At 64.7% G+C, this 18848-nt stretch carries 24 protein-coding genes; 13 read left to right on the forward strand and 11 right to left on the reverse strand.

Going from position 1 to position 18848, the window contains the following annotated elements:
• From VIE67_RS06320 to VIE67_RS06330, 3 genes are all read left to right on the forward strand, one after another.
• Positions 1-1057: ATP-binding protein (locus tag VIE67_RS06320; protein WP_332024388.1), on the forward strand; the 1057-nt coding region annotated here is incomplete at its 5' end.
• On the forward strand, positions 1047-1616 hold the full coding sequence (locus VIE67_RS06325; protein ID WP_332024390.1) for a response regulator transcription factor: 570 nt from the start codon (positions 1047-1049) through the stop codon (positions 1614-1616). The genes VIE67_RS06320 and VIE67_RS06325, both read left to right, overlap by 11 nt.
• 118 nt (positions 1617-1734) lie before the next feature.
• Positions 1735-2709, forward strand: coding sequence for a hypothetical protein (locus VIE67_RS06330; RefSeq protein ID WP_332024392.1), 975 nt, complete (start codon positions 1735-1737; stop codon positions 2707-2709).
• A 30-nt stretch (positions 2710-2739) separates the two neighbouring features.
• Here VIE67_RS06330 and VIE67_RS06335 read toward each other — a convergent pair whose 3' ends face one another.
• Positions 2740-3675 (reverse strand): isoaspartyl peptidase/L-asparaginase family protein, encoded by a 936-nt coding sequence (locus VIE67_RS06335; RefSeq protein WP_332024444.1) that lies wholly within the window; start codon positions 3673-3675, stop codon positions 2740-2742.
• A 128-nt stretch (positions 3676-3803) separates the two neighbouring features.
• Between VIE67_RS06335 and VIE67_RS06340 the strand changes: the two genes are divergently transcribed.
• The gene (locus VIE67_RS06340; RefSeq protein ID WP_332024393.1) at positions 3804-4142 is read left to right on the forward strand and encodes a DMT family protein; all 339 of its coding nucleotides are present in this window, start codon (positions 3804-3806) and stop codon (positions 4140-4142) included.
• A gap of 3 nt (positions 4143-4145) precedes the next feature.
• Here VIE67_RS06340 and VIE67_RS06345 read toward each other — a convergent pair whose 3' ends face one another.
• The 8 genes from VIE67_RS06345 to bioA form a co-directional block, all read right to left on the reverse strand.
• Positions 4146-4532, reverse strand: coding sequence for an MAPEG family protein (locus tag VIE67_RS06345; protein ID WP_332024395.1), 387 nt, complete (start codon positions 4530-4532; stop codon positions 4146-4148).
• 27 nt (positions 4533-4559) lie between these two features.
• Positions 4560-4856 (reverse strand): Mpo1-like protein, encoded by a 297-nt coding sequence (locus tag VIE67_RS06350; RefSeq protein ID WP_332024397.1) that lies wholly within the window; start codon positions 4854-4856, stop codon positions 4560-4562.
• An 82-nt stretch (positions 4857-4938) separates the two neighbouring features.
• Positions 4939-5772, reverse strand: coding sequence for a DUF4097 family beta strand repeat-containing protein (locus tag VIE67_RS06355; protein ID WP_332024399.1), 834 nt, complete (start codon positions 5770-5772; stop codon positions 4939-4941).
• Positions 5773-5864: 92 nt separating this feature from the next.
• Positions 5865-6728, reverse strand: a complete 864-nt coding sequence (gene mazG / locus VIE67_RS06360) for a nucleoside triphosphate pyrophosphohydrolase (protein WP_332024401.1) — start codon at positions 6726-6728, stop codon at positions 5865-5867.
• Positions 6725-7540 carry a 3'(2'),5'-bisphosphate nucleotidase CysQ gene (gene cysQ, locus VIE67_RS06365; protein WP_332024403.1) on the reverse strand — a complete coding sequence of 272 codons (816 nt, stop codon included), beginning with the start codon at positions 7538-7540 and terminating at the stop codon, positions 6725-6727. The genes mazG and cysQ overlap by 4 nt, the downstream gene beginning before the upstream one ends.
• A gap of 138 nt (positions 7541-7678) precedes the next feature.
• Entirely contained in the window at positions 7679-8239 is a 561-nt protein-coding gene (gene nudE / locus VIE67_RS06370; protein ID WP_332024405.1) for an ADP compounds hydrolase NudE, read from the reverse strand.
• 50 nt (positions 8240-8289) lie between these two features.
• Complete coding sequence (locus VIE67_RS06375) at positions 8290-9042, reverse strand: 16S rRNA (uracil(1498)-N(3))-methyltransferase (protein ID WP_332024407.1); 753 nt, start codon at positions 9040-9042, stop codon at positions 8290-8292.
• A 19-nt stretch (positions 9043-9061) separates the two neighbouring features.
• Positions 9062-10447 carry an adenosylmethionine--8-amino-7-oxononanoate transaminase gene (bioA, locus tag VIE67_RS06380; protein WP_332024409.1) on the reverse strand — a complete coding sequence of 462 codons (1386 nt, stop codon included), beginning with the start codon at positions 10445-10447 and terminating at the stop codon, positions 9062-9064.
• 44 nt (positions 10448-10491) lie between these two features.
• On the opposite strand from bioA, the gene gspG reads away from it, so the two are divergent.
• The 9 genes from gspG to VIE67_RS06425 all read left to right on the forward strand — a co-directional run bounded on the left by gspG (position 10492) and on the right by VIE67_RS06425 (position 17238).
• Positions 10492-10965 (forward strand): type II secretion system major pseudopilin GspG, encoded by a 474-nt coding sequence (gene gspG, locus VIE67_RS06385; RefSeq protein WP_332024410.1) that lies wholly within the window; start codon positions 10492-10494, stop codon positions 10963-10965.
• A 64-nt stretch (positions 10966-11029) separates the two neighbouring features.
• Entirely contained in the window at positions 11030-11587 is a 558-nt protein-coding gene (gspH, locus tag VIE67_RS06390) for a type II secretion system minor pseudopilin GspH (RefSeq protein ID WP_332024411.1), read from the forward strand.
• Positions 11571-11966 carry a type II secretion system minor pseudopilin GspI gene (gene gspI / locus VIE67_RS06395; RefSeq protein WP_332024413.1) on the forward strand — a complete coding sequence of 132 codons (396 nt, stop codon included), beginning with the start codon at positions 11571-11573 and terminating at the stop codon, positions 11964-11966. Before gspH ends, gspI begins: the two co-directional genes overlap by 17 nt.
• Before the next feature lie 11 nt (positions 11967-11977).
• Positions 11978-12655: a type II secretion system minor pseudopilin GspJ gene (gene gspJ / locus VIE67_RS06400; protein WP_332024415.1), complete on the forward strand. Its 678-nt coding sequence runs from the start codon at positions 11978-11980 to the stop codon at positions 12653-12655.
• On the forward strand, positions 12652-13590 hold the full coding sequence (gene gspK / locus VIE67_RS06405; protein ID WP_332024417.1) for a type II secretion system minor pseudopilin GspK: 939 nt from the start codon (positions 12652-12654) through the stop codon (positions 13588-13590). The genes gspJ and gspK overlap by 4 nt, the downstream gene beginning before the upstream one ends.
• A gap of 99 nt (positions 13591-13689) precedes the next feature.
• Positions 13690-14877 carry a type II secretion system protein GspL gene (gene gspL / locus VIE67_RS06410; protein WP_332024419.1) on the forward strand — a complete coding sequence of 396 codons (1188 nt, stop codon included), beginning with the start codon at positions 13690-13692 and terminating at the stop codon, positions 14875-14877.
• Entirely contained in the window at positions 14874-15359 is a 486-nt protein-coding gene (locus VIE67_RS06415; protein ID WP_332024421.1) for a type II secretion system protein M, read from the forward strand. Before gspL ends, VIE67_RS06415 begins: the two co-directional genes overlap by 4 nt.
• Before the next feature lie 75 nt (positions 15360-15434).
• On the forward strand, positions 15435-16199 hold the full coding sequence (gene gspN, locus VIE67_RS06420; protein WP_332024423.1) for a type II secretion system protein N: 765 nt from the start codon (positions 15435-15437) through the stop codon (positions 16197-16199).
• A gap of 244 nt (positions 16200-16443) precedes the next feature.
• Positions 16444-17238, forward strand: coding sequence for an inositol monophosphatase family protein (locus tag VIE67_RS06425; protein ID WP_332024424.1), 795 nt, complete (start codon positions 16444-16446; stop codon positions 17236-17238).
• Positions 17239-17273: 35 nt separating this feature from the next.
• Here the strand turns inward: VIE67_RS06425 and VIE67_RS06430 are convergent, their stop codons facing one another.
• The gene (locus VIE67_RS06430) at positions 17274-18047 is read right to left on the reverse strand and encodes a class I SAM-dependent methyltransferase (protein WP_332024426.1); all 774 of its coding nucleotides are present in this window, start codon (positions 18045-18047) and stop codon (positions 17274-17276) included.
• Positions 18048-18377: 330 nt separating this feature from the next.
• Positions 18378-18845 (reverse strand): chemotaxis protein CheW, encoded by a 468-nt coding sequence (locus tag VIE67_RS06435; protein ID WP_332024427.1) that lies wholly within the window; start codon positions 18843-18845, stop codon positions 18378-18380.
• Between the last annotated feature and the right edge of the window lie 3 nt (positions 18846-18848).

Raw genomic sequence — 18848 nt, forward strand, 5'->3', positions numbered from 1 at the left:
CTACCTTTTATACCTGACCGGCGGCGCGACCAACCCGTTCATCTCGCTGTACATCATCCCGATCGCGCTGGCAGCGACCGCGCTGTCGGCGCGCTATCTGGCGTGTGCGGTGTTGCTGCCCTGCGCCGCCTATCTGGCGCTGCTGTTCTGGCATGTCCCGCTGGCGGACGTGTTTCAACATGGCGCGCACATGCTCGCCGCGAACGCCCACGATGCCGAGTCGGATTTCGATCTGCACGTGCTCGGCATGGCGGCCAATTTTGCGATCAGCGCGGTGCTGCTGGGCTTCTTCATCTGGCGTCTCGCACGCGTGCTGCGCGCGCGAGAGACGGTGATGCAGCACGAACGCGAGCGCGCGCTGCGCGACGAAGGCATCCTCGCGATCGCGACCCAGGCCGCGGGCGCGGCGCACGAGCTCAACACGCCGCTGTCGACCATCCGCACGCTGGTTACCGAACTGCGCCGCGAGCACACGGAGGCAACGCCGCTGCGCGAAGATCTGGATCTGCTCGCGGGCCAGGCCGAGCGTTGCCGCGACATCCTGCGCGAACTCGTCGCGGTCGGCGCGGCGCAGCTGGGCGACAGCGCCGAAACGCTCACGCTGGACGCATTCGTCAGCGACTGCGCGCAGCGCTTCCATCTGCTGCGCCCGGCGGTGAATCTGGACGTGGAGGTCGACGCCGCATCGCGCGCGCTGCCGCTGCGCGTCGTCCCGGGCCTGCGCCACGCCCTGATCAACTTGCTCAACAACGCGGCCGACGCGTCGCAGTCGCGGCAAAGTACACAAGTACACTTCGAGGCGAAACGCAGCGGCGAGCAGATCGAATTCGACGTGCGCGATTATGGACCGGGCCTGCCTTCCGCCGCACGCGATGCCGCAGGCCTGCGTTTTTTCACCAGCAAACGCGATGGCCTCGGTCTGGGCCTCGCGCTGACCAACGCGACCGCAGAGCGCCTCGGCGGCCAGCTGCACGCGGAGGACGCCGCCGGCGGCGGCACCCTGACGCGCTTGCGTCTGCCGCTGGCCAGCGAGGACAATCCAGCGCATGAGCTCTGAGACTTCCTCCGGCCGCCGCGTTCTGCTGATCGACGACGACGAAGTGTTCGTGCGCGTGCTTGCGCGCGCACTCGGCGCACGCGGCTTCGTCGCGAGCACGGCGCTCGATGCCGCACAGGCGCTGGCGCTGTGCCGCAGCGAGCGTCCGCAGTTCGCGGTGCTCGACCTGAAGCTTGGCGCCGACAATGGCCTGAAGCTGATCCCGGAACTCAAGGCGATCGCGCCCGAGCTGCGCATCCTGCTGCTGACCGGCTATGCCTCGATCGCCACCGCGGTCGAGGCGATCAAGCGCGGCGCGCACGACTATCTGGCCAAGCCGGTGGACGCCGACGCGGTGGTGCACGCACTCACCAGCGCACAAACGGAAAATTCCTCGCTGCATCAAACCGCATTGCTGCCGGATACGCCGCCGCCGCTGAAACGCCTGGAGTGGGAACATATCCAGCGCATGCTCGTCGAATGCGAAGGCAATATCTCCGAAGCCGCGCGCCGCCTCGGTCTGCACCGGCGCACGCTGCAGCGCAAGCTGGCCAAGCATCCGGTGCGTGGCAACGTCTGACGGCAAGATAAAAACTGCGGCAGTGCCCGTTTGGCGGATCTGCGATTGAACCTTGTTGCCCCGAAATCGCATTACCTGTGGGCGCAAAGCGCCGACGTGAGAGACAAAGAAACGATTCATGCGTATCGCCGGTTTGTCGATAGCCCTGTTTGCCGCTGCCGCCACGTTGCTGGCGCCGCGCGCCTTCGCTTGCTCGGCCTGTGGCTGCACGCTGAGTTCGGACTGGGCCAGCCAGGGACTCGCCACCAGCGGCGGCTGGCGCTTCGACGCGCGCTTCGATTTCTTCGATCAGGATCAGTTGCGCGAGGGCACGGACAGCGTTGCGCGCAGCAGCCTGGCCGACCCTATCGAACGCGCACCGAATGATCGCGAAGTCCAGCAGTACACGATCAACCGCAACTACACGCTCGTGGCCGACTACAGCGTGAACCGGAATTGGGGCATCAGCGTCGCCCTGCCCTGGTTCGACCGTTCGCATGCGACGATCGCCGCGGGCGACGACAAAATCTCCACGTCCCACGATCAGGGCATCGGCGATCTGCGTGTGCTCGCGCGCTACGCCGGCTTCGATGCGCAGCACAGCACCGGCATCGAATTCGGCCTGAAACTGCCAACCGGGCATTTCACCGAATCATTCGAGAGCGGACCGCAGCAAGGCGCGACGCTGGATCGTGGCGTGCAACTTGGTACCGGCACGACCGACGTACTGCTCGGGGTATACAATTTCGGTGCGATCAGCCAGGACTGGGGCTATTTTGCCCAGGCCCTGGTCCAGCAACCGCTCAATTCACGCGAGGACTTCAAACCTGGCAGCGGCCTCAATCTGAATTTCGGCCTGCGCTACACGGCGAGCGCAACCTTCGTGCCGCAACTGCAGATCAATGCGCGCGTCGAAAAACGCGAACAGGGCGCGAACGCGGATATCGAAAACAGCGGCGCAACCCTGATGTATCTGAGCCCGGGCTTCACCTGGAATTTCTCACGCCGCTTTTCCACCTACGCCTTCGTGCAGGCGCCGATTTACCAGCGCGTGAACGGACTGCAGATCGAGACGCGCTGGCTCGGCTCGGTCGGACTGCACTACATCTTCTGATGTTCCGTTCCCATCACTGACGAGAAGCACCTATTCCCCGGCAAGGATCGCGATATGCATCTTGCCGTCGCGATCGATCCACGCGCGATACATGCCGTCGGTGTTGAACGGCATCGCGATATTGCCCTGCGCATCGAGCGCGATCACGCCGCCGTCACCGCCGAGTTTCGGAATCACGCCAAGCACGACGTCGTCGGCAGCTTTGGTCAGTGTGTCGCCGCGGTACTCGACGCGCGCGCAGATATCGCGCGCGGCGGTGGCGCGGATGTAGAACTCGCCCCAGCCGGTCGCCGACACCGCGCAGCGCACATCGGCATAGGTGCCCGCGCCGATGATCGGCGAATCGCCGACGCGGCCGAAGCGCTTGTTGGTCATGCCGCCGGTCGAGGTGCCGGCGGCGAGATTGCCTTTGCTGTCCAGCGCGACCGCGCCGACCGTACCGTGATGCGGCGTCTTGGCCGGATCGACGCTCTGTTCCTGTTCTTCCTTGAGCGCCTGCTGCAGCTGCTGCCAGCGCTCTTCGGTGTAGAAATATTTCGGATCCACCAGCGGCATGCCGATCGATTTGGCGAATTGCTCCGCGCCGTCGTCGATCAGCATCACGTGCGGCGATTTTTCCATCACCGCGCGCGCAAGCAGGATCGGATTCCTGATTCGGTGCACATTGGCGATCGCACCCGCGCGCAGCGTTGCGCCGTCCATGATCGACGCGTCGAGTTCGTTCCTGCCGTCGTGATTGAACACCGCGCCCTTGCCCGCATTGAACAGCGGCGAATCCTCCATGACCACGATCGCCTTGGCCACCGCATCCAGGCTGCTCGCACCCGCCTTGAGCGCGTCGTAGCCCGCATGCAGCGCCTTGGCGAGTTCCGCGCGCACGGCTTTGTCCTTCTCCGGCGTCATTTCCTTCGCGACCACACCGGCGCCGCCGTGGATCACGATGACTGGCGTGGTGGCATGACTCATCTGGACAACTCCGAGCAACAGGAAAACTGTGGAAAAATGGCGCGACCAAGGCTGCATGATGAACTCCAACTGAGTTTCCATTATAACGAGTCGCCGCAACTGCCGCGCCACTACCAGAGAGCCAGACGATGTTCGACTATCTCGTTCCGATCCTGCTGCTGACCGCGTCGAACGTGTTCATGACGTTCGCTTGGTACGGCCATCTGAAATTCACCGATCGGCCGCTGTGGATCGTGATCCTGGTGAGCTGGGGCATCGCGTTCTTCGAGTATTGCTTGCAGGTACCGGGCAACCGCATCGGCTACCGCAGCTACAACCCGGCGCAGTTGAAGACGATCCAGGAGATCATCACGCTGATCGTGTTCGTGGTGTTCTCGACCCTGTATCTGGGCACGACGATCCGCTGGAATCACCTCGTCGGCTTTGCCCTGATCGTCGTCGCGGCGTTTTTTATTTTTCTCGATTAGCGCTCAACCGAGCATCGCGCGTACGATGCCGGCCAAACCCAGCAGGATCAGTGCGACGACTGGGACGATACTCAGCAGGTAGCCGATATGGCGCGCCGACGGATCGCTGACGTAGCCGCGGAAATACACGACACGGCCGACCAGATAGACGAGGCCGATTGCTGCCATCCAGGCCGCGCTCCAGTAGTGCGCGGCGATCCACAACGCAGGCAGGAACACGATCAGCGTTTCCAGCGTGTTCTGCTGCACGCGGAAATAGCGTTCGAATTCGGCGTTGCCTGTGGTCGCCGGCGCTTTCACGCCGTAAGTTTCGCGCGCCCTGCCGACCAGTCCGCCGAAAGCGAGAAATTCGAGCAGCGCAAGCAGCGTTACCAGGTCGACCCAGACCATCGCCTACTCCAAAGTATATTTTGCAAATCAGAACTTGATGCGTCCGCCGAGCATCTGCAGGTACATCACCCAGTCGCCGGCGAAACTGTACAGTGGATAGGTGAACGTGGCCGGGCGATTCTTCTCGAAGAAGAAATGGCCGATCCAGGCGAACCCGTAGCCGAACAACGGGCACAGCCATAGCCACGCCCAATGATGCGTGGCGACCGCGGCGACCAGGGTGATCAGCACCAGCGAACTGCCGACGAAATGCAGACGTCGGCAGGTGCTGTTGCGGTGCTCGGACAGGTAGTACGGATAGAACTCGCGAAAGCTGGCGTACATGCGCGCATCCCGAATCTCGACGCGCGCTATTCTGGTTGCTGGGCCAAGCCAAGACAAGTCGGCCCGCAACAGACCTGTGCCTTCAGTCGGCGGCGTGATTCTTCGGCAGATCGACCCTGCCGCCAATCTGCTCGTGATGGATCTCGCCGCTGCCGGCGGCTTTCACGATCAAGTTGCCGGTAACGTGGTTCGCCTCGACATCGCCCGAGCCGATCGAACCGAGCACGACATCGCCGCCGATGCGCTCGACCGCGAGATCGCCGGAACCGATGCCATCGATCTGCACGCTGCCGTGTACGTCGGCGAAATGCAGATCGCCCGAACCGACATGGCCGACCTTGACCTCGCCGCGCACGCCATTCGCATGTACGTCGCCCGAACCCGCCTCGCGCACGGTGAAGCTGGCCATGTCGCTCGCAACCACGTCACCCGAATGGACCTTGACCGCAACCGCGCCCGCGACATGTTCGAGCTTGAGATCGCCGGAGCCGGAATTGAAATCGAGCGCCGCGATATTCGCGATGTCGGCGTCGCCCGACCCACTGTCCACTTCGAGCGCCAGAGCCACCGGCGCGCGCACGACGAAATCGATGTAGGCATAGCTGTTGCCGATCATTGCGCCGTGGTGTTCGGGTGATTTGGCCGACTTGACGACGACCTTGTCGCCGTCGCGGCTCTGGGTCACGTTCAAATCGGCGAGCCACGCCTGCTCGGATGCACAGGCCTTGCCGCGCACTTCGATCCGGTTCAGGCCGGCCACGCCCTGCAGATGCAGGTCGCTGGAGCCCAGTTCGACGCGCAATGCATGCAGGCCGGCTGGATCGATATCAAGATTGCGTTCCGCGCTGAACTTGCAGTTGTCAGCGCTGGCGAACGAGGAAGAAAGCAGCAGAAGCGAAGCCAGGATCGTGCGCACGTGGTTTTCTCCGGTGGAAATTCGCCGATTGGATGCGGATCGACGCACCAGGGTTTAAACACGGGCATCGGCGGCGCGGTACGTTGGAACCGCTACAGCAGTCCCGCCTTGTCCTCGGCCTTGGCCCGTTCCCAGTAAGCGTCCTGCTCGTCCAGAGGTTTACCCGCGAGCGTGGTGCCGTCGGCCGCAGCCAGCGTTTCCATGCGCCGGAAGCGGCGCTCGAATTTCGCGTTCGCTCCGCGCAGGGCCTGTGAATAATCGACCTTGGCCAAACGCGCGAGATTGACGCCGACGAACAGCACGTCGCCGATTTCATCGGTGATGCGCACACGATTCGCCGCGGACGCCCGCGCGTCGTGCACGGCCGCACCGGCGGCAAGTTCGGCACGTACTTCGTCGAGTTCTTCCTGCAGCTTGTCGAGCACGGGACCCGGATCGCTCCAGTCGAAACCGACGCTGGAAGCGCGCTTTTGCAGCTTCAGCGCGCGCTGCCATTCGGGTAACCCGCGCGCGACGCCGGCCAGCGCGCTGGTATCTTCCTCACCCTTGGCCGAGCGCTCGCGGCGCTTGTGTTCCTCCCATGCGATGGTCTGCGCCGCCGCATTTTCAACTTTCTCCACATTTCCACTTTCATCCGGCCGATTCTCGTCGAGATGAACATGTGGATGGCGCTGGATCATTTTCGTGCAGATCGATTCAACCACGTCGGCGAAGCGGAAATGTCCGGTCTCCTCGGCCATGCGCGCGTGAAACACGACTTGCAGCAACAGATCGCCGAGTTCGTCGCGCAGATCGGCATAATTGCGCCGGTCGATCGCATCGGCGACTTCGTACGCTTCCTCGATCGTGTACGGCGCGATCGTGTCGAAAGTCTGCTGCACGTCCCAGGGACAGCCGCGCTGCGGATCGCGCAGGCTGGCCATGATGCGCAACAAGTCGTCGATGCCGCGGCTCACGCCACAGCCTCGCCGCGCAGGCGGCCGGCCCAGTCGACCGTGGTGTCGCCGAACGCGAGGAAATCCGGATTGAGCAGCGACTCCTTGCCGTTGTAGCGCAAGGGCTTGCCGTCGAGCGTGGTCACGCCGCCGCCGGCCTGTTCTAGCACGCACTGGCCAGCCGCCGTGTCCCACTCGCTGGTCAGTCCGTAGCGGATATACAGATCCGCAAGCCCCTGCGCGGCGCGGCAGAACTTGAGCGAGGAGCCGAGCGCCACCAACTCGTGCGCGCCGAGCTTTGCCAGCGCGGCCAGCAAGCGCGGGTCGGCATGCGAGCGGCTGCCCGCGACGACGAGCGGATCGGCGCGCCGGCGCGTGCGCAACGGTTCGTTTTCGGTTTGCGAGATTGCGAGATAAGCGTGACCGCCGCTCCACGCGCAATACATCTCATCGAGTACCGGCGCGAACACCACGCCAAGCGTCGGCTCGCCGTCCTCGATCAGCGCGATGTTCACGGTGAACTCGCCGTTGTGCTTGATGAATTCGCGCGTGCCGTCGAGCGGATCGACGAGAAAGTAGCGTGACCAGTTGCGGCGCACCGACCAGGGGATCTCGTCGGCGGATTCTTCCGACAGCACCGGAATCTGCGGCGCCAAGACTTGCAGACCGTCGAGTATTGAGCGGTGCGCGGCGAGGTCGGCCGCAGTCAACGGCGAGTTGTCGTCCTTGCGCTCGATCACGAAGTCGTCGTCGTAGATGCGCATGATCGCGTGCCCGGCTGTGCGCGCGATCGCCGCGCAGCCGCGCGTGAGTTCTTCGTAATTCGTTGTCATGTATCGCTCAAAAAGCATCAGGATCAAAACCTTTTCGCCGCAAAGGACGCAAAAGGCGCAAATGAAAAATAAAGGCAATGCTTCAAGCTCTTCTTCGCGTCTTTTGCGTCCTTCGCGGCGAAATAGCTCTGCTTTCTTTCAAACCTGCGGCTTGAAGCGGCCGGCCAGATATTCGCGCGCGATGAACAGCGCGGCGATCGAGCGACCATCGCTCACGTCCTCGCGGCCAATCAAGGTATGCAACTCGGAAAGCTTCCAGGGCACGACTTCAAGCTCTTCGGGTTCGTCGCCGGTGAGTCGTTCCGGATACAGGTCGCGCGCGAGCACGACGTGGGTCATGCTCGACATGTACGACGGCGACAGCGACAGCGTGTGCAGGATGTGCAGCTGGCGCGCGCCGTAGCCAATTTCCTCCTTCAGTTCGCGATTGGCGCCCTGCTCCACCGTTTCGTCGCGATCGAGGCGGCCCTTGGGCAAACCCAGTTCGTAACGCTCGATGCCCGCGCCGTATTCGCGCACCAGCAGCACGGTGTCGTCGTCGAGCATCGGCACGATGATCGCCGCGCCGAGACCGCCGCCCTGCAGGCGTTCGTAGGTGCGGCGTTCGCCGTTGGAGAATTCCAGATCGAGGATTTCGATTTTGAGAAAGCGGCTGCCGTCGGCGACACGTCTTGAGTGAATGATCGGAGGGGTTTGCATGGCGCCATTGTAACGCGCCGCCTGCGCCCGCCGAAACGACGAATCCGACGCTAAAGATCGCCCACCAACACCTGCAAGGCCGCCAGCGCGGCCAATCCCGCGGTCTCGGTGCGCAGGATGCGCGGCCCCAGGCGCAAGCCGTGAAAGCCGGCGTGACGCAGCAGCGCGGCGTCCTGATCGGAGAATCCGCCCTCGGGTCCCACGCAAAGCAAGACGCCGGTTTCCTTGAATGAGGAATTTTCCATTTGTGGAAATTGACGCAAACCGGCCTCGCCGTCTGGCAGCAGCGCCAGGCGCAAGGCGCCGTCGTCGGCGAGACCGCCGAGCCAGCGGTCGAGGCGCTGCGGCGCTTCGATCTCCGGCAGGCGCGTGCGCCCGCTTTGTTCGCAGGCCCCGGCGATCACACTACGCCAGTGCGCAACGCGGCGTTCGGCGCGCTCCTCATCGAGCTTGACCTCGGTGCGCTCGGTGACCACGGGCACGATGCGCACGACGCCCAACTCAGTCGCCTTCTGCAGGATCCAGTCCATCTTCTCGCCACGCGCGATGCCTTGCGCGAGCGTGAGCTTGAGCGGCGATTCGCGATCGACTTCGCGCACGGCGTTAATTTCCGCAGTGACCGCACGCTTGGCCAAGACGGCCAGCGTCGCCTCGTATTCGCGGCCGTCGCCGTTGAACAGGATCAGCGGATGTCCGCGCTCCAGGCGCAGCACGCGCACGACATGCTCGCCGGCCTGTTCGGGCAGCAGCACTTCGGCGCCGGGACGCAGCGGTTGGTCGGTATGGATTCGCGGGATGCGCATGTAAGACAGGTGTTGGGGGTCAGTTTGCCACGGCCGCTTCGATGCTTTCAGCGGCGACCGCGACCATCAGATCGATCTCGTCGCAGGTGATCACGTACGGCGGCATGAAGTAAATCACATCGCCGAGCGGGCGCAACAAAACGCCACGCGTCAGCGCATGCAGGTAGGCGCGCAGGCCGCGGCGTTCGGCGGCCGCGAACGGCACGCGCGTGGCCTTGTCGCGCACCAGTTCGACCGCGGCGATCATCCCCGTCTGGCGTACCTCGGCGACGTGCGGGTGCGCGGCAAGAGGCGCCAGCTTGGCTGCCAGATGGGCGGCGAGCACGCGATTGCGTTCGAGCACGGGTTCATCGCGGAAGATCGCGAGCGTCTCCAGCGCGGCGCGGCAGGCCAGCGCATTGCCGGTGTAGCTGTGCGAATGCAGGAACGCTTTTCCACTTGTATACTCGGCATAAAACGCGGCATACACCGAAGCGGTGGTCAGCACCGCAGACAGCGGCAGGAAGCCGCCGGTCAGGCCTTTCGACAAACACAGGAAATCCGGCGTGATGCCAGCCTGCTCGCAGGCGAACAGGGTGCCAGAGCGGCCGAAACCGACCGCGATTTCATCGGCGATCAGGTGCACACCGAATTCGTCGCAAAGCCGGCGCAGGCCGGTCAGATACGCCGCGTGATACATGCGCATGCCGCCCGCGCACTGCACCAGCGGTTCGACGATCACCGCGCAGACCTCATGCGCATGACGTTCGAGTGCGGCGTGCATGTCGGCGAGCCGGCGCAGCGAATGCGTGCGCCAATCTTCGCCGTCCTCGCGCATATGGCAATCCGGCGAGACGACGAAAATCGGATCGCCGAGCAGTGGCGCATAGGTCGCGCGATACAGCGGCACATCGGTGACCGACAGCGCCCCCAGCGTCTCGCCGTGATAGCCGCCGGTGAGCGCGACAAAGCGCGTCTTGGCCGGCTGCCCGCTGTTGCGCCAGTAATGAAAACTCATCTTGAGCGCGACTTCGACCGCGCTCGAACCGTTGTCCGCATAGAACACGCGCGCCAATCCCGGCGGCGCGACACGCAGCAATTCCTCGGCGAGACGGATCGCCGGCTCGTGGCTGAAGCCGGCGAAGATCACGTGTTCGAGGCGGTCGAGCTGGTCCTTGAGCGCCGCGCCGATGCGTGGATTGGCGTGGCCGAACAGATTGGTCCACCAGGAACTGATCGCATCCAGATAGCGCCTGCCGTCGTGGTCGATCAGCCAGACGCCATCGCCGCGCGCGATCGGCGTCAGCGGAATGCGCTCGTGGTCGTGCATCTGCGTGCACGGATGCCAGAGCACGGCGAGATCGCGTGCGCTCCAGAGGGAATTGGCGGAGTCGAGGTTGGCGTCGAACATTGGCGAGGCGGTCATTTTGCTATGATCGGCGCCAGCCGTTTTCAATACAAGGCACACGCATGAGCAGGCGCCATTCGCCAACCCGGCAACGCGGTTTCACCCTGAGTGCGAATCCGCGCGCCGCGCGCGGATTTACCTTGATCGAGATCCTCGTCGTCGTGGTCATCCTCGGCATCCTCGCCGCGATCGTGGTGCCGCGCGTGATGGAGCATCCGGGCGAAGCGCGCCGCGTGCGCGCGAAACAGGACGTCCAGGCCATCGTCACCGCGCTCAACATTTACAAGCTCGACAACTTCGTCTATCCGAGCACCGAGCAGGGCCTCGAAGCACTGGTGAACAAGCCGAGCGGCGCGCCGGATGCGCCGAATTGGAAGAAGGGCGGCTATCTCGACAAGGCGCCCAAGGATCCCTGGAACCATCCGTATCTGTACCTGCACCCCGGCGCGCACGGCGATATCGACGTATTCAGCTATGGCGCCGACGGCAAGCCGGGTGGCGATGGCGAAGATGCCGACGTGGGCAACTGGGATTGAGCTTCCCTTCTCCCGCCGGGAGAAGGTGCCGAAGGCGGATGAGGGATAAGCCAGACAACAAATCATGCAAACTGAAAGGCCTTTCCCTCACCCCACCCCCGCTCCCGGTGGGAGAGGGGCTTCAAGTGCGCGCGGGTTCACCGTGATGGAGATCCTCGTCGTGCTGGTGATTCTCGGCGTGCTCACTGCGGCGGTGACTCTGGCCATCGCCGGCGCCGGCGGCGAACGCGCGCTCACGCGCGAGGCCGAGCGTGCGCAGGCGCTGATAACCTACGCCTGCGAGCGCGCCGAGTTGAGCGGGCTCGATATCGGTTTGAGTTTCACTCGCGGCGGCTATCGTTTCAGCCGGCTGGATCACGACGTGTGGGCGCCCTATCGCGGCGACGAATTGCGCCCGCGCAGCTGGCCGGCAAACCTGTCGGCGGTCCTCACGCGCGACGGCCAGCGCGTTGCGCTCGCCGCGCAATTTCCGGACAAGCCGCAGCTGCTCTGCTATGCCTCGGGCGAGTTGACGCCGTTCCGCATCGAACTTGCCCTGCCCGATCTCGACCGCCGCTACCGGCTCGACGGCACGGCCGACGGGCAGGTTGCGCTGGCCGGCATCGATGTGCGCGCGCACTGACCCGCTGCCGCGCGCACGCGGCTTCACCCTGCTCGAAGTGCTGATCGCGCTCGTCGTGCTCGCGCTGGCCCTGCTTGCGCTCATGCGCACCGCGGCGATGCAGACCGATGCGTTTGCGGAGTTGCGCGAGCGCACGCTGGCTGGCTGGCTCGCGCAGAACGTGATCGCCGAAACGCGCTTGGCCAATCCGCTGCCGGCTGCCGGGCGCAGCAATGGCCGGCGCCGCTTCGCCGGACGCGACTGGCGCTGGGAACTCGACGTGCAATCGACCCAGGTGCCGTCGATCCGGCGGCTGGACGTGCGCATCGCCACGGCCGCCGCACCGGCTACGCCCGTGGTGCAGCTGAGCGGCTTCACCGGCACCGATCTGCAACGTTGAGGATCGGCGCGATGAACCGCAAAAAAATGGATAAGTACGCAAAATATAAATTGGCGTATGGCTTCAGTCTGATCGAACTGCTGGTCGCAGTCGCGATATTCGCGGCGATGGCGGCAATGGCCTGGGGCGGCTTGAGCTCGATCGTGCGCACGCGCGCCGACCTCGTGCGCGAGCAGGACGATTTCCGCGCGCTGATGCGTGCCGTGGCCCTGTTCGATCGCGATCTGCGCCAGGCCGTGGTGCGCTCGGTGCGCAGCAATTACGGCACGGCGACCGTGCCGGCCTTCATCGGTGCGGCCGACCGCATGGAGTTCACGCGGCTGGGCTTCGCCAATCCGCAGGCGGAATTGCGCTCCAATCTGCAGCGCGTGCTTTACCAGCTCGATGGCGACAAGCTCGAGCGCGGCGTCTACGCGGTACTCGACCGCGCGCCCGGCACGCAACCGCAGATGACTGTGCTGCGCGACAAGGTCGGCGCGTTTCGCCTGCGCTATCTCGATGCGCAGCAGCGCTGGGTGGCGGCGTGGCCCGAGCCGAACGGCAATGCTGCGGATGGCACCAGCGCAGCGCTGCCGCGCGCGGTCGAAGTGCACCTCGAAACCGCAGGCTACGGCGAAATCACGCGCGTGATCGAGCTCGTCTCGGACTGGCCGACGACCGATCCTGGCTTGCCCGGAGCAGGATCGTGAAGCCGCTGCGCAGCCAGCGCGGCGTCGCGCTGATCGTCGCCCTGCTCGTCGTCGCGCTCGCGACTGTGCTGATCGCGGGCCTGCTCGATCGCGGCGAACTGAACCTGGCGCGCGTGCGCAACCAGTTGCGCGAGGCGCAGGCGCAGGCCTACGCACAGGGGCTCGAGGCCTATGCCGCGCGCGTGCTGGCGCAGGCGCAGGCCAGCGAACCGGGCTACGACGCGAACACCAGTCCGTGGGCGGTGCCGCTGCCCTCCACACCGGTGCCGGGCGGTGAGATTTCCGCCACGATGCGCGACCGCAACGGCTGTTTCAATCTCAATAACCTGCTCGACGACCCCAGTCAGATCGACGCTGTCTGGCAGCAAAAATTCGTGCGCCTGCTACAGGTGCTCAAGCTCGACGAAGGCCTTGCCAAGGCCATCACCAACTGGATGCGCAGCGCGTCGATGACTGACGATGGCTTCTATCTGCAGCAGGACGTGCCTTATCGCCCGGCGAAACAGGGTTTCGTGCATGTGTCCGAATTGCGCCTGGTCAAGGGTGTCAGCGCCGATGTCTACGCGCGCCTTGCGCCCGAGGTCTGCGCCTTGCCGCGTGGTACGCGGATCAACGTCAACACTGCCAGCGTGGCCGTGCTGATGACTATGTCCGACGCGCTCACCGAGCAGACAGCCAAAGCGATCTGGCAGGACGGTCACGCGAATTATTCCACGCTGGACGAAATCCATCACATGGCTCCGGGGCTGGTGATCGACTGCACGCTTCCGGCGCCGCGCCATTGCTACGACGTGCACAGCAGTTATTTCCTCGCGCGCGGCGATATCACGCTGGACGGCCTGCCGTTCACGTTCTATAGCCTGATCGAACACCACATCGGCGGCGCAGGCGGCGGCATCCGCGTGATCGAGCGCAGCCGCGGCGCCGACCTGTAGCCGAAGGTGCGGCCGGGAATGACTGCTTCTGGTCTTCGCGATCAGGACGAATCGCGATCAACTGCTAGAATCGCGCTGAAACTCCCGACACCGATACCCATGCCCGATCGATTGCTGCTGCGCTTGCACGATGACGGAACGCTCGCCTGGCTGACCCAGGACACCGGCGGCCGCGCGTTGTCCGGCGCGAGCGCGGGCGCGCCGCCGCTGGAAACGCTGGCGCGCGCACAGCGGATCGTCGTGCTGGTTCCGTCCGAACAGGTGCTGCTGCTCGATGCGCCGGCATTGACGAAACAGAGTTCGCAACTCGCCAAGGCGGTGCCGTTCGCACTTGAGGATCGCCTCGCCAGCCCGGTCGAGGAACTGCATTTCGCACTCGGTGCCAGATCCGGCGATACGTCGATTGCGGTCGCCGTGGTCGCGCGCGATGTGCTGCGCGGCTGGATCGACACGCTGGCCGAGCACGGCATCCATGCCGACACACTGATTCCGGAAACCTTGGCCCTGCCCTACGCCGACGATTGCGCCACGTTGCTGATCGAGAACGGACGCGCCTTGCTGCGCAGCGGCGCCGCGCAGGCGAGCGTGTGTGAAATCGCGAACCTGCCCGGCTGGCTCGCGGCAAGTCCGCCGGCGACGCTCGAAGTATTCGATTTCCGCGCAGCGCCGGCGCAGGCCCTGCCCGCGACGATCGCGCGTTATCACGAGCGCCAGCGCGATCCGCTGGTTTTTTTCGCTGCGCAACTTGGCGCGGAACCGGCGCTGAATCTGCTGCAGGGCGAGTTCGCGCCACAACACAGGCAGATGCCGGCGCAACGGCTGTGGCGGCTCGCCGCGATGCTGGCGGCCGCCGCGCTGCTTCTGGGATTTGTATACTCGATCGGCGACTGGCTGCGGCTGCGCGCCGAGTCCGCGCGCCTGGACGTCGCGATGCGCGATGCGCTGCATGCGAGTTTCCCGAAATTCGACCATGTCGATGGCGACCCGCGCCAGCTGATGCAGAGCGAACTGGCGCGCCTGCGCGGCGACGATGCGGCCGGCGGCCTGTTGCGCGCGCTCAGCCGCGTCGCGCCAGTGCTCGGCAGTTCGACGCGCGTGGTGCTGAAGGGTGTCGAATACCACAACGCAACGCTGGAGCTGAACCTGCGCGCTCCCGATGTGCAGGCCCTGGATCTGGTACGCGAACGCATGGGTGGCCTCGACGGGCTCAAGGCCGAGGTCACTTCGGTCAATCCCGGAGCCGACGGCGTCGATGGCCGCGTGCGTATCACGCCGGGCAAGTCATGATACGTGCACGTCTTGCGGCGTTGCCCGAACGCGACCGGCGCGTGCTCGCCATCGGCGCGATCGTCGTTGCGCTGTTGCTGATCTGGACCCTCGTCTGGCATCCGCTCGCGCAGGCGCGTCAGCAACTGACCGCGCGCGTGGATGCCGATCGCGCGGCGCTGGCGTGGATGCGCCAGACCCAGGCGGAACTGCCTGGGCTGAGTGCGCGCACGCATGCTGCCGACCGCGGCGGCAAGTCCCTGCTCGCACTGGCCGATGTCAGCGCGCGCGGCGCCGGCCTTGCGGACGCCCTCAAGCGCGTCGAGCCCAGCGGTGCGCGCAGCGTGCGCGTGAGCTTCGAGGCGGCGAATTTCGATGGGCTGATCGGCTGGATCGAAAGCCTGGCACGCGACTACGGCGTCGAAGCCAGCGATTTTTCTACGGATCGCGTGGAAGGCCTGGGTCTGGTCAACGCGCGCGTGGTGCTGGAAGAGCAGCAGTGAATCGCTGGTCGCGGGACGGGGCACCCGTCGACACTGCTTTCATCGCAAGCTGCGAATAAAGTTTAGAAATACACAATGCAGCTTTTGCGCAAATCTATTCTGGGTCTCCTGATCGTTGCGCTGTGCGTCGGCGTTGCGGCGTGGACTTGCCCTGCCGATATCGCCTATCGCTGGTTTGCGAGCCGGCTCGGACCGGTAACCTTGGCGGATCTGAGCGGCAGCCTGTGGCATGGCCATGCTGGCAGCATGCGCGTATTCGGCCGCGAACTCGGCGTGCTCGACTGGCAGCTGCAGGCACTACCCCTGTTCAAAGGTACTTGGGTCGTGCAGGTGAACGTCAGCGGCGGCGACGCGACGGCGCAGGCGATGCTGACGCGCAGCGCGGATCGCCAGCTCGATATCCGCGATGCGACGATCCAGCTGCCCGCCACGGTACTCGAACCGGCGATCGGCGTGCCCAACCTGAACCTGCAGGGCCGCATCGAGATCGCGCTGAAGCAGGCACGGCTGCGCGGCGCGTGGGTGGAAAGCGCTAACGGCAGCGCATTATGGCGCGATGCGGCTGTGTCCGGCGTGGCGCAGGCGCGACTCAGCGACCTGCACGCGACCTTCGTCACCATGCCCGACGGTGGCATCTCCGGCGAGCTGCGCGATCTCGGCGGCCCGCTGCTCGCCGACGGCATGTTTACCGCTGCCGCCGGCCACTACGAGGCCGAGCTCAAGCTCGCCGCGCGCGATGGCGATACGCATGTGCTCGACGCGCTGCAGTACGTCGGCGAGCCGCAGAGCGACGGTTCGGTGTTGCTCAAGATTCGCGGACAGTTGCTCAAGGTGTTTTGAGTGGCGAGGGCTGAAGGCCGAAGATCAAGAGCGTCGCAGCGTGTAGCATGCTGCTCTTCGGTAGTGGGTCAGTTTGAAATTCTTTTGTCCGTTCGTGGTGAGGTATCGAACCATGAGCGGCAATCCTGCGTGCCGTTCACCCTTCGATACCTCAGGGCGAACGGAGCATTATTTCAAACCGACCAACTACCTGCTCTTCTGCCCTCTGCCCTCAGCCCTCAGCCCTCAGCCCTAAAAGCAAACCATGCCGACTTCTCAATTTCTGGACAGCGCGCTCGACGTCGCAAAGCAGGCAGCCGCCGCTGCCGCCAAGGTGATCGCGCGCCACTATCGCGCCGGCTTCGCAGTCGAGATCAAGGCCGATCAGACACCGGTGACGATTGCCGACCGCGAGGCCGAAGCGGCGATCAAGCGCGTACTCAAGACTGCATTTCCCGAGCACGCGTTCTACGGCGAGGAAGAAGGCCGCGAGGGCGAAGGCGATTTCCTCTGGCTGATCGACCCGATCGACGGCACGCGCAGCTTCGTGCGCGGCTATCCGATGTTCTCGACGCAGATCGCGCTGATGTATCGCGGCGAGCTCGTGCTCGGCGTATCCAGCGCGTCGGAGTTCTGCGAAACCGCCTGGGCGCGGCGCGGCGGCGGCGCTTGGTTTAGCGATGCTCGATTGAACGGCGCGCCGATCCGCATCGCGCAGACCGCGGAATTCGGTGCGGCGACTGCGATCTCGTTCGGCAATGTCAAGACCTTGTCTCGTGGTCCAGGCTGGAATGCGCTCGCCGGCCTGATCCAGCGCTGCGGCCGCACGCGCGGCTACGGCGATTTCTACCACTACCATCTGCTCGCGCGCGGCAGCCTCGATCTGGTGATCGAATCGGATGTGAATATCCTCGATATCGCCGCGCTCGCGGTGATCGTGCGCGAAGCCGGCGGTACGTTCACCGATCTTGGCGGGCGCGAATTGACGCTCGACACGAGCAGCGTACTTGCCGGCACGCCGACCCTGCACGCACAGGCGCTTGAGCTGGGATTGGCCTGAAGTCGCCGCGGGCGCGATTCGTCGCGTCCGCTTTATCAAACCAGCGCCGCTACCATCACGCGTTTGCCATGGCGCAACTGCTCGTAACCATCGGCCGGCACCGGCAATACGTATGCGTCACGGAAGCCGACCGCGCGCAACAGCCAGAGCAGACCTTCCGTACTTGGCGCGAGGCAGACGCCGGTCACGCTCGCTTCGGGCGCATGCGTCTCATCGATTTCGTCGATGATGCCGAAGCAGCCCTTGAGCGGGCGCACATATTCGTAGCTGCCCCAGTCGACCATGCCGGACATATGCGGAACGACCTGGGTTTCGATCACGCAGGCCTTGCGCGCGAGCGAACGAGCCACGCGCAGCGCACCGACCGGGTTTTCCAGGTGATACAGCAGGCCGAACATCAGCACCAGATCGTGGCTGCCGTCGGCGTCGGGTCGCAGGGCGAACACGTCGCGCTGGCGTGCCTGCAGCGCGGGCGTGGCGAAGATCGCGCCGAGCAGGGCCGCATCGGCAACATGCTCGGCGCGCGCGTCGATCGCGCCGACGCGGCCGAAGCCAGCGCGCGCGAGCTGCAGCGAAAAATAGCCCTGGTGACAGGCGATGTCGATTGCGCTCAATGCGCTGCGCGCGCCCGCAAACTCGCTATCGACGAACGCAGCGAGCATGCGCGCGCGGGTCAGATGGATCGCGTCGACGCGGCCGGCATGCGAGCTCGGCAGCGCACGCCCGTCCGGCAAGGTCAATGGATAGAACCAGGACTTGCCCAGGGCGCGCTGGATCTGCGCTTCGCGATCGCCCGTTTCGTTCGCCATGCTCGGTTTCCACAAAAGTAAAAATCAACTTTGCCGCAATTCGCTTCAATCGCGCGCAAGTTTCCGGCGCCGAAGTATGGGTCAGCGAAGAGACGAAATCCACCGTGGCGGATTCGCCCGCAAACCTGGAGCATCCAAACAAAATCGTCGCGAGCGACGAGAACTTGCGCGACGCCGGAGCACAGGAACCGGAGTTTACTTGCCAGTAAATAAGGATTACTCGCTGCATCCGCGGCTCGCCCTACGGGCCATTCGCTTCGGCATCCTGCCTTCGCTGTCCGAGCACCTGCCGGCGCACAACATCGAGCGTAGTAGATTTTGTTGGATGCTCTAAGCGGCCATTGCGTCGGCGACCATGCTCTCGATCAGGGCCAGATCCGGAATCACCGCGTGATCGTTGCGCACGAGTACGTGCGCACGCACGCCCGGCGCCTGTGCGTCTTCGCCGCCGGTCGAAATGAGCAGGTCGGGCAGCACGGTGGTCAGGCGCGGGAAACCCTGCGCAAGCAGCGCGACGAACGGTAATTTGGCGTTGCCGCCGAGCGCCTTGAGCACGGCAACCTTGGCACTGCCGACGCTTTCGCTGGTGGCGATGCCGCTGAGTATCGAGAACGAGAACAGCGGCAGGCGCCAGCCGCGCCAGGTCAGGCGCCCGAGCAGCCAGTCCGGCGCGTTCTCGATTTTCTCGGGCGCGCTGTAGGAAATCACTTCGGCGATCGTGGCGTTCGGCAGCAACACGCGGCCGCCCGAGATCGGGATCATGACGCCGCGGATTTCGCGTGGCAGGGAATCGGTCATGGC

It is taken from the genome of Rudaea sp. (genome assembly GCF_036560865.1).
GTDB lineage: Bacteria > Pseudomonadota > Gammaproteobacteria > Xanthomonadales > Rhodanobacteraceae > Rudaea.

Excerpts from the sequence above, each read along its gene's own strand:
- VIE67_RS06330 (WP_332024392.1), top strand. The coding sequence starts at position 1,735 with ATGCGTATCGCCGGTTTGTCGATAGCCCTGTTTGCCGCTGCCGCCACG.
- gspL (WP_332024419.1), top strand. The coding sequence starts at position 13,690 with ATGCCCGATCGATTGCTGCTGCGCTTGCACGATGACGGAACGCTCGCC.
- VIE67_RS06350 (WP_332024397.1), bottom strand. The coding sequence starts at position 4,856 with ATGTACGCCAGCTTTCGCGAGTTCTATCCGTACTACCTGTCCGAGCAC.
- gspN (WP_332024423.1), top strand. The coding sequence starts at position 15,435 with ATGCAGCTTTTGCGCAAATCTATTCTGGGTCTCCTGATCGTTGCGCTG.
- VIE67_RS06430 (WP_332024426.1), bottom strand. The coding sequence starts at position 18,047 with ATGGCGAACGAAACGGGCGATCGCGAAGCGCAGATCCAGCGCGCCCTG.
- gspH (WP_332024411.1), top strand. The coding sequence starts at position 11,030 with ATGCAAACTGAAAGGCCTTTCCCTCACCCCACCCCCGCTCCCGGTGGG.
- VIE67_RS06345 (WP_332024395.1), bottom strand. The coding sequence starts at position 4,532 with ATGGTCTGGGTCGACCTGGTAACGCTGCTTGCGCTGCTCGAATTTCTC.
- VIE67_RS06340 (WP_332024393.1), top strand. The coding sequence starts at position 3,804 with ATGTTCGACTATCTCGTTCCGATCCTGCTGCTGACCGCGTCGAACGTG.
- bioA (WP_332024409.1), bottom strand. The coding sequence starts at position 10,447 with ATGACCGCCTCGCCAATGTTCGACGCCAACCTCGACTCCGCCAATTCC.
- VIE67_RS06425 (WP_332024424.1), top strand. The coding sequence starts at position 16,444 with ATGCCGACTTCTCAATTTCTGGACAGCGCGCTCGACGTCGCAAAGCAG.
- VIE67_RS06415 (WP_332024421.1), top strand. The coding sequence starts at position 14,874 with ATGATACGTGCACGTCTTGCGGCGTTGCCCGAACGCGACCGGCGCGTG.
- VIE67_RS06325 (WP_332024390.1), top strand. The coding sequence starts at position 1,047 with ATGAGCTCTGAGACTTCCTCCGGCCGCCGCGTTCTGCTGATCGACGAC.
- VIE67_RS06335 (WP_332024444.1), bottom strand. The coding sequence starts at position 3,675 with ATGAGTCATGCCACCACGCCAGTCATCGTGATCCACGGCGGCGCCGGT.
- nudE (WP_332024405.1), bottom strand. The coding sequence starts at position 8,239 with ATGCAAACCCCTCCGATCATTCACTCAAGACGTGTCGCCGACGGCAGC.
- gspI (WP_332024413.1), top strand. The coding sequence starts at position 11,571 with ATGTGCGCGCGCACTGACCCGCTGCCGCGCGCACGCGGCTTCACCCTG.
- VIE67_RS06435 (WP_332024427.1), bottom strand. The coding sequence starts at position 18,845 with ATGACCGATTCCCTGCCACGCGAAATCCGCGGCGTCATGATCCCGATC.
- cysQ (WP_332024403.1), bottom strand. The coding sequence starts at position 7,540 with ATGACAACGAATTACGAAGAACTCACGCGCGGCTGCGCGGCGATCGCG.
- VIE67_RS06375 (WP_332024407.1), bottom strand. The coding sequence starts at position 9,042 with ATGCGCATCCCGCGAATCCATACCGACCAACCGCTGCGTCCCGGCGCC.
- gspG (WP_332024410.1), top strand. The coding sequence starts at position 10,492 with ATGAGCAGGCGCCATTCGCCAACCCGGCAACGCGGTTTCACCCTGAGT.
- gspJ (WP_332024415.1), top strand. The coding sequence starts at position 11,978 with ATGAACCGCAAAAAAATGGATAAGTACGCAAAATATAAATTGGCGTAT.